The 10,273-nt window shown below is 35.9% G+C and carries 2 protein-coding genes and 2 pseudogenes; all 4 read right to left on the minus strand.

Features of this window, described 5'->3' with window-relative positions; all coding sequences use genetic code 11:
- Positions 1-901 (minus strand): condensation domain-containing protein (locus IEW44_RS15715; protein WP_229704277.1); only part of this gene is annotated, 901 nt, incomplete at its 3' end.
- A 66-nt stretch (positions 902-967) separates the two neighbouring features.
- Positions 968-4,129, minus strand: a complete 3,162-nt coding sequence (locus tag IEW44_RS16170; protein WP_444543221.1) for a beta-ketoacyl synthase N-terminal-like domain-containing protein — start codon at positions 4,127-4,129, stop codon at positions 968-970.
- Positions 4,130-4,576: 447 nt separating this feature from the next.
- A pseudogene (locus tag IEW44_RS16175) lies at positions 4,577-5,773 on the minus strand (type I polyketide synthase); the annotation flags it as partial.
- A gap of 150 nt (positions 5,774-5,923) precedes the next feature.
- Positions 5,924-10,240: pseudogene (locus IEW44_RS16180) on the minus strand (beta-ketoacyl synthase N-terminal-like domain-containing protein); the annotation flags it as partial.
- Positions 10,241-10,273 lie beyond the last annotated feature (33 nt).

Genomic DNA, 10,273 nt, shown 5'->3' on the forward strand with positions numbered 1-10,273 from the left:
CTTGAGAAAATAAGGTTAATAAAAGAACGGTTGGAGAGACTTCTAATTCCCCGGCTTTTTGTTTAAGCTGATTCCATAAGCCTTCCCCAAGTTCCCCTTCCAAACGGTAGCGAGGAATATATGAATATCCATCTCTCAATTCCGGTTTTTGATTAACATGCAGTGAAGGCCCACCTGGTGCATTTTTAAGTTTATTCATCCAATATGTAATGTCCTGCTGGAAAACTGATGATCCCTCGAATTCTTTCCAAGCCATGACCATATCTCGAAAAGACACATCTATGTCTGGTAGCTCATAGCTGGAATCATGATATAACTGATACCATTGATCCAACAGTAAATCCACACTGGATGCATCTACAATCAGCTCATCAATACTCAAGTGAATGAGAACATTATCGTTAGGTAGTAAAGAAAACTGAAGGTCAAATAATGGCCATTGACCTGCTTCATATAATTTATGAGAAAGTTCATTTCGGATTTTCCGTCTATGTGCTTCAAGGGTTTCATGGCTAGCATTTTTTAAATCATGAGTAGGCATATCATAATCTGGAACTTTATGTAAAACAATCTGCGTACCCAAAGAGTTAATGATAGTATGAAGCATCTCATGATGATTAACCAATTGATTCCAAGTATGTTTTAACTTCGCTATATTAAGGTCTTTTTTCTCGAACTCGCAGTAAAAATGGCAGCCAACTTTATCATCACTTCCTAAAAGTCTCCCTACTACAAAAGATTCTTGTATATCGGTTAAAGGAAACGGTACATATATATCCTCTAGCATACTTTTAAGAACTGGAAACCTTTTATCTGTTTGGTTTCCATTGTCTATTAATAGTGTAGATAAATAATGTCTCTTCTCTTGCTCAGAGAGATTTTTAAAATCATTAAAATTCATATTTTATCCCTCCTTCTAAATAGAATCATATATACAGAGGGGAATATCCCCCCTCTGTATACTTGGTTAGGATTTTATTCTTAAAAATAAATCATCCAATTGTTCACTGGTTAAACTCTCTATATCTAAAGGTTTTTGGCCGCTCTTTAAATCCAAGATATTATTACAAATTTCATTGATTGATAAATTATTATTTAACATCGTAAGTGGTATTGATAAATCTAAGTCTCTTTTCAGAATATATTGCAGTTTCATCACCGTAACTGAGTCCATGCCTATTTCAATTAAAGATAGTTCAAGTGGAATCTCCTGCTTCTCATATCCCAACAAATCGGCTACTGTCACTGCTATTTTAGAGCTTATATCAGGAGTATCATTTTGCTTGTGTTCTACCTGCTCTTCTTTCCTAACTACCTGGACCTCCTGGGCTTTAACCTCGTCTTTTGGCTTATTAGTAATCACGGGTAGCTCTATCCATCTTCTTACCTTTTTAAATGGATAGGTAGGTAAAGGTACTCTTTTTACCTCTCTAACCTTGTAAAACTCGTTCCAATTTATACGGTCGAAGTTAATCCAAGCATCAGCGAGATCCACTAAATCATTATGAGATTTAGTTGCCGGACTTATTGCTATAGTCTGAGATGAATCCAGTGATTTTACTGATTTACCTAAAGAACTTCTATAAATATAATCAGTGGCTGTATTGGGTGATCTTAAGAATTCATTACATTTATGAAGGAAATCTTCTTTTCCCTTTACAATCATTGCAATTCTCTCTTCCATGTCTTCTCTCCCGACATGCAAAGTATAGATAATATCCTCGAAGTTTATTTCTCTATATTTAATCATATGTTCTCTTATTTGATGTAAATAGCTCAACAATTGATCTTCCGTTTTTGCTGAGCAAAGAAAGAGAAAGGGTTCCTTACTTTTAGAATTCTCCACTTTTACTTGATCATGAACATATTCTTCTATGACTAAGTGAGCGTTAGTCCCCCCTACTCCAAATGAATGAATAGATGCTCTTCTTGGCAACTGTTCATCAGTGTTAGAATCATTTTGATCCCAAGGAATAGATTGATTGACAATATAAAATGGAGTGTCTACTAAATCTATTTCTTTATTTAGCTCTGTAACATTAGCAGTCATAGGAATCATTTTATTTTCCAATGATTTTATTACTTTAAACAAGGATGCCATCCCTGAGGCCGCTTCCAGATGGCCTATATTGGGCTTCACACTTCCAATTCCACACTTTTTCCGCGGAGAATGAGAAATGTCTTCAAAGGCTTTTATAATCGCACGAATTTCAATTGCATCACCCATTTTTGTTCCTGTACCTTGAGTTTCAATATAATTGATTGTAGAGGGACTAATACCTGATTTTTGCCAAGCATCTTTGATTACATCCGCTTGGGCATTAGCGCTTGGAACAGTTAAGGCAAAGCCTTTACCGTTATGATTAACTGCGCTTCCCCTAATTACTGCATAAATATGATCTCCATCTTCCTTCGCCTTACTTAGTGGCTTAAGTAATATTGCCCCTACTCCTTCACCGCGAATATAGCCATCAGCGTCTTCATTAAATGTTTTTACCATATTGGTTGGAGTAAGCATTCCAGCTTTTCTGTAGGCTATAAAGTCCTTAGGAGATAATAGGATATTTACTCCTCCTGCTAATGCCATGTCGCATTCATTAGACTGAATAGCTTTTATAGCACGGTGTATAGCGACAATAGAACTCGAGCAAGCTGTATCAACTGCTTCACTTGGTCCTCTAAGGTTATAAAAATATGAAACTCTGTTTGCTAATATAGCATGCGAATTACCAGTAGCTATATGAGCTTCAATTGACACATCATGTTTTTCCAATAAATGGTCATAATCCTTATTTGATACTCCAACAAAAACACCCGTCTTACTTCCGTTAATGTCAGAAGGTTTATAACCAGCATCCTCTATAGCTTTCCAAGTAGTTTCTAAAAACAATCTTTGCTGTGGATCCATTAATGTAGCTTCATTAGGCGATATACCAAAAAAGTTATTATCAAATTTATCAATGTCTTTGATAAATCCGCCATATTTTACGTCGGTATAATTTCCATCCTTTAAAGGATCCCCATAGTATTGCTCCCAATCCCAACGTTCTTTAGGGATGAGACTAATATGAGACTCTCCTTGACAAATAGACTCCCAAAACCCATTAATTGTATCTGCCCCCGGTAACTTCCCATTCATTCCAATAATGGCGATAGGTTCATTTACAGGTGTATCTACTCTCTGATTATCCTCAATCTGCTTAACATGGTAAGCCTGATTCTCCCTATCCTCTTCCTCTATCTCTTCTTTGTCTAAAGCTGTTTCTTCTTCCTCTAACACTTCTTTGTCTAAAGCTGTTTCTCCGTGATTAACATTTTGAGGAGAAGCTTTTTCAAAAGGTAAGGAATTTAAAAATTCATTGATTGTAGTAGCTTCAAAGAAATCTATTGCACTTATATCTAGAGCAAGACGTTCTTTTATTTCTTCTGATATTTCGGTTATGGCTATGGAGTCTACCCCATAATCACTAAAGGACTTTAATAAATCTAAATTTTCTTTAGGTAGCTTTATAACCTTACTGATTATTTCTATACATGTATCTTTTATTTCGGTTTGCGTAGATTCATTAGTTAACCCTAATGATTTCTTATTTTTACTTAAGGGTTCTTCAAAAGCTTTGTATTTGACAACGGGCTTTGATTCTCTTTCTTCACGTACATCTTCGGAAATAGATGGCCAATGAATTTGTCCTTCAAACGGATACGTCGGTAGAGTTACGCGACAATAACCTTCTAATAAATCCGGCCATTTGATGTCCACTCCCTTAATCCATAGATCAGCTAACTTTCTTAACTTATTTTTCTTAATCCAGTTCGCTATTACTCCCTTGAGTTCTCTATCTTCCCATATGGAGTCCACTCTGTCCGGCTTAATTCCAACCATAATAGATGATGATCTATTTACCTTTGATGGATCTTGTATATAGGTACTCAGCTGTTGGATTAATTCATCTGTATTAGCTACTATTAGAGCTAGACGATGACGCATAGGTTCTCTTCCAACCTTTAACGTATGGGATATATCTTTTAAACGCAACGACACCCTTTGAGAACTTGTTGTACTTTCAATTTCTGAAGGACTTAACTGCAAAGACTCTATGATGCTTTTAGCAATAGAAGTAATGCTCATTTCATCAAGGATAGATGGTATCTCTATATTTTCACCGTATAATTTCTGTAGTTGCTCTTCTAACTCTTTATAAGACAAAGGGTCAAGGATTTGACCAACGTCTTCATTAATATCTAAACTGTTTACTTCTACATCTATTAGAGGAGAGAGACATCCAGCAACGCATTGTAAAATTTCTTTTTCCTTTACTTTATAAACACTTTCTAAAGGTTTTCCTAACACGCTTAAAAGGTTGAGTGCATACTGTGTCAATTCTTTATCATTACTGGCTGACAATAAGATTAACTGTTCCTGCTGGCCTTCCTCTACCTTCGTCTGCTTTTGCTCAATTGGTATATACTCTTCAAGAATTATATGTGCGTTTACTCCACCTGCACCAAAGGAGCTAATACCGGCTCTCCTTGGGAATTGCTGTACTACTCCATCTATAACTACCTTTGGTTTCTTCCAATCTTCGAATTTCCTTTGAAGAACAAAAGGAGTTTCCTCAAAATTAATATTTGGGTTTAATTCATCCGTATGAATAGATGGTAGCAACTGTTTGTTCTTTAATTGAAGTACCACTTTAGTCAAACCTGCTATGCCAGCTGCCGATTCACAATGACCGATATTAGATTTTACAGAACCAATAGCACAGTATTGATTATCTTGAGTGTAAGTTCTGTAAGCATTAGTTAGGCCAGTAATTTCAATAGGATCTCCTAGCTCTGTTCCTGTACCATGTGCTTCAATATAAGTGATTGTTCTAGGATTAATTTGGGCTTTCTCTAGCGCTCTTTTAATTACATCCTCTTGCTGTTTAGGGTTTGGTACTGTATAACCGTTGGTTTTACCATCATTATTAATAGCTGTTCCTTTGATGACGGCGTAAATATTATCCCCATCTTGGATTGCTTTTTTAAGTGGTTTTATGAGAACTGATCCTATTCCTTCTCCAGGTACAAACCCATCCCCATCTTTTCCAAAACTTCTACAACGGCCATCTGAAGAGAGCATTTTCATCTGAGAATGCATAAGGTACTTATTTGGGTGCAATAGTAAATTTACCCCTCCTACTACAGCCACTTCACACTCATTTTCCTTAATACTTTGAGCCGCATAATGGAGACTAGTCAATGCAGAAGAACACATGGTGTCGATTGCTAGGCTTGGTCCCTGGAAGTTAAAGAAATAAGAAATTCGGTTAGCTATAGAACCTGCGGAAGATCCTAAGGCCACATTTTCACTACTATTGTACTTATCTAAATGACCATATAAAGGATATTCCTGATACATAGCCCCTACAAAAACACCTACATTCCCCTGATGTTTTCTTTGCAGTGAACTTCGTGTATAGCCTGCATCTTCAATACATTCCCAAGTAGTTTGCAAGAATAGTCGTTCTTGCGGATCTGTTCTTTCTGCCTCTTTAGGAGAGATATTGAAGAATAATGAATCGAACTTTTTAACGTCCCTTATAAAGCCTCCCCATTTTCCATAAACAGTACCTTTACTACGTTTATCCTCATTAAAGTAGTAATCATTATTCCAACGCTCTTTTGGGATTTCTGTTATACAATCTTTTCCTAGCTTCAAGTTCTCCCAAAACTCCAAAAGGTTATCTGCTTGTGCATACTTGCCACTCAACCCGATAATAGCTAGATCACTATCAGAATAATTACTCATATGATCTCGATCACTAAGACTGTCGTTAACTGAGGAGCAGCCTTTTTGCTCTTTGGAATCTTTATTCCTATCAGGTTGTTTCTCATTTTCAACAACCTTATGATAATGAGTTCTATTTATGCATCTAGCTAACTCTTCAATATTTTGGTTTTCGAAAAACAACGTCTTGGATGTAATGCCCATAGCTACTTCTAATTTTTCGTTCAAGCGTGTAATTAAAAGTGAATTAATTCCATAGCTCTCAAAGGACGTTCTCTTATCAAGTCGATCCAACGGAATTTCCGTGATCTCTGAAAAAGCTTCTAGAAGAAAATTCTCTAACTTTTCATCCCCTTCTTCTTCATGGAAAAGGTGCGGCGCCTCCTTGATCTCTCCCTGGTCAAAAATTGATTTCTCAGCTATATCAGGCGGAATAATCGTCTTATTTGGGTACCAGTGAGATACCTGCTCAAAAGGATAAGTCGGTAAAGGTACTCGGTTGCCATCTTCAAAAAACTTCTCGATATTCACCTTTGATCCCTTAATCCAACTACTTGCTATATCCATTACGGCATAATTTTCTTTATCCCATAGATCTCTTTCCGTGCTCCCATCAACAGTCCCTATATACACGTTTTTTAAGTTGTTACTATGAGATATATAGGCTTCAAGTTTGTTTTTAAGATCAGCAATATCCTCTGCGATGATAGCCATTCTTTCATTCATTTCTCTTCTACCAACATGAAGAGTAAAGGCAATGTCTTGAAGAGTCACATCTTTCTCTGAATGATCTAAGAAAGAAATAAATCTCTCGGCATATCTTTTCAATTGTTCTTTAGATGCTGCAGAAAATAAGCATACTTCCGAACGAGAAGCTAGTAGTGTCTCAGTATGATTTTTTCTATATTCCTTAATTAACAGATGCCCAATTGATCCCATGGCCCCATAAGAACTTATTAATGTATGTTTTAACTTACTTGTTTTCCAAGCTGTTAACTTATCTATAATTTCTATCTGCCCATCCTCTAACATTAAAAAAGGATTGACAGGTTTCGTATGAATCGTGGGAGCAATTTCTCCATATTTAAATTGTAATAAGACCTTTGATAATTGAGACATAGCTGATGCTGACTCTAGGTGGCCAATGTTAGGCTTAACTGAACCGACTTTAAGATGTTGATTTTTAAAAACCTCTTTTATAGCATTCAGCTCGGAGGCATCTGCCATACTGGATCCTGTTGCTGCACATTCTATATAATCAATCGCCTCTAGGGGCGTTGCAGTTTTATTTAGTAGCTTTTGAATGGAGCTTACTTGCATTTTCTTATTTGGTGATCCATATCGAGAAGCTTCTCCATAGTGATTAATGACGCTTCCTTTTATAACTCCATAGATATGATCCTTATGATCAACCGCTTCTTTCACTTGCTTAATTAGTAAGGCACCTATTCCTTCCCCAGGTACTAGTCCTGTTCCTTCAGCAGAGAAAGCAGCACTTCTATCATTAGTAGAAAGTAAACCTTGTTGATGTAATGAATCATAGTGATAAGGGTGCGATATCAAATTCACTCCTACCATAATAGCTGCATCACACTCACCTCTTTTTACACTCTCATAAGCTAAATGAATGGCTGTTAGAGAAGAAGAACAAGATGTATTAATAGAAATACTAGGACCAATTAAACCAAAGTAATGACTAATTCGATTAGCAATAGAGGAATGTATGGCTGCTATCTCGGCTTGCTGATTTTTCTCCCATTCACTCTCTCCATAATTCTGATAGTCATTCCACATGGCACCTACAAAAACGCCAATTTCTGGTGCTTTGCTCTTTAAAGAATCTGCGGTATAACCAGCATCCTCTAAGCACTCCCAGACAGTTTGTAAGGCTAACCTTTCTTGAGGATCCATGTTTCTTGCCTCAGAAGGAGTAATATTGAATAGCAAGCTATCGAAATGATCAATTTCCTGAATATAACCTGCCCATTGGTCGTTTTTATCTCCATCGTTCATTACTTCAAGGTTATACAGCTTAAAACGCTCTTTAGGTAGATGAGTGATGCTATGCTTACCAATTCTTAGATTTCTCCAATATTCGTACATATTGGTAGCATCTGGATAACGGCCACTTAAACCAATAATGGCGATATCATCTGAAACAGGTGGTTGCTCGCTGCTGACTTCTTTGATATTTATGAATTCTTCTTGTTTTTTAGTGGGATCTACCTGACTCAAATCCTTTAACAATAAGAGATCTTCTTTATTTCTCGAATGGGAATGTTTCAAGGAACCTCCAAGAAAGCTATGAAGTAATATCTCATTTTCAGCTAATGAAAAATCAACTCTTAATTTCTCAAAATTATGTCCTCCAATTGGAACTAATCCAATATCAAATTCGGCTTGGCGATCCATTAAAAGCTGTCCAATATTTCCAACTTCAAAGAAAGCAAGTTGTTTAGCATAATCCCCATATAAAAAAGCGACTTCGTTTACATCTGTAGTAGCAATTAGGCAAAAACCAGAATTTCTATAAAGTTCCCTATTAAATGGAGAGTGAGTATACTCCATGTCAAAAGAAAGATCTTGTTTTATAAGTAACAGCTTATGATTCACCGGGTCATATTGATAAAGGCCTGCATCTATCCCCTTTATTACTTCCTTTTTAATGTATAAATAGAATTTAACGGATCCAATAGGCAACATATTATAGTAAAGGTATTGATGATTAAAAGATGTGTTCGGCTGTAACAAAGATAAAAACTTACTGAAGTTATGAAACGTTATTAGACTCTTATCGTAAGTTCTTTGAGAAGCACGTACATAATAGTCCGACTCATTAATAGGATTTTCCTTTAGCAAGAAAATATCTTCCCCAGTTTTTACACGTCTAATATGAACCCTTTTCTTCATCAGTTCCTCTAATGTTTGAGGATCATTCATTGTATACTTTATTGTCTTAGACATATCTGCAACAGGTACAACTTCATGTTGTTTACTAAGAAGGTAGTTTCTTAAGCTATCCTGCATATCAGGTATACTTTGTTTATCCTCAGACTTATTTTTTACTGGAGCATTACTTATACATATACTATGGATATACATGTGATTATCATCTAATTGGAAGAGATCCTTTATACGTGTGAAGTTCATTGCATTGATGACCTTTGCGTTTAAATCAAGTGATGGCATTCGACTTATTAAAAGCTGATTAATATAACCCCCATCCAGAATCGCCAAACCTTTACTGAACTCTTCACCATAAAAAGGTATGAGTGCTTCCAACTGCGCTATAAAGAATAAGCATACATTGGAATTTTCAAAAGAAATTTGATCATTCTTCGCGAAGATATCTTTTTCAATACCTTCTATTCTCTGTATCAATACCAACCCATGCATCTCAGGATGATAGTAGTAAATACCTAGCTCTAACTCTTCCGCGACATGGCCTTTAATTAATACATAGGTTTGTACAGTATATTTCCCCCCCGCTGATGGGTATAGGTAACGATCTTTTCCCTCTAAATTTTTTATTCGAAGGAGACTCATCAGCTCACTAAGTTTGTCTATTGAGAATGAATGATTTTCACCGCTATTTATTAAGTTTCGTCTAGAAATATAGTGACGGTCTTGAAATTCTATATTCTCCAACTCAATAATAGAGGCTTGTTCTTGATTGCCGATATCTAATTCATAACTCTCCGACTCTATAGATGTATTCTGGTTAATATAAGTAGATATCCCTGTTATAGTAGGATTCTCTAAGAAAACTTCTACAGGTAAGTGAATACCTTTTTCCTCTTTAAACCTTTGTGAAAGCTTCATAATTGTTAGGGAAGTCACACCTAAATTAAAAATATCTTCGTTCTCATCAGCGATCCTTGTGCCAGTGATTTCCTCAATTATTTCTATTAAATATTGAGTATATGAAATATTCGAAGATGGTTCAGTTAAACCTGCAGGTTGATTGTTCTGCACATATCTTATAATTTCATTAATATTCTTACTTTCAAGAAATACTTCAACAGGTACAGCTATTCCACAATTAGCTTGAATAGCTTGAGCAATTTTAACAATTGTAATGGAGGTAACCCCCAAATCAAAAAGGTTGTCAGAGAGCTTCACATCTCTTTTCATAACTTCTATAAAATTATTAATTATCGATTTATCTTCTAAAACAGGAAGCTGGTTATCCATTTTTTCCTCTACTATAACCTCAGGTAACTTTTTATAGTCCAGCTTTCCGTTAACGGTAAGTGGAATTCTAGTTATTGGAATAATTAAATTAGGAAGCATATAGATTGGAAGCAAGTCCCGTAAATACTGCCGTATAGAAGATTTGGATGCTGAATAATCACCAACAATATAGGCAATGATTTGTTGATCGTCCAAGTCATCTTTTACTGTAACTACTGCATCCTCTATAAGTTCATTGGTTTTTAATGCTGCTTCAATTTCTCCTAATTCAATTCGGAAACCTCGTACTTTAACCTGATTATCATT

It is taken from the genome of Lysinibacillus alkalisoli (assembly GCF_014643595.1).
Classification (GTDB): Bacteria; Bacillota; Bacilli; order Bacillales_A; family Planococcaceae; genus Metalysinibacillus; species Metalysinibacillus alkalisoli.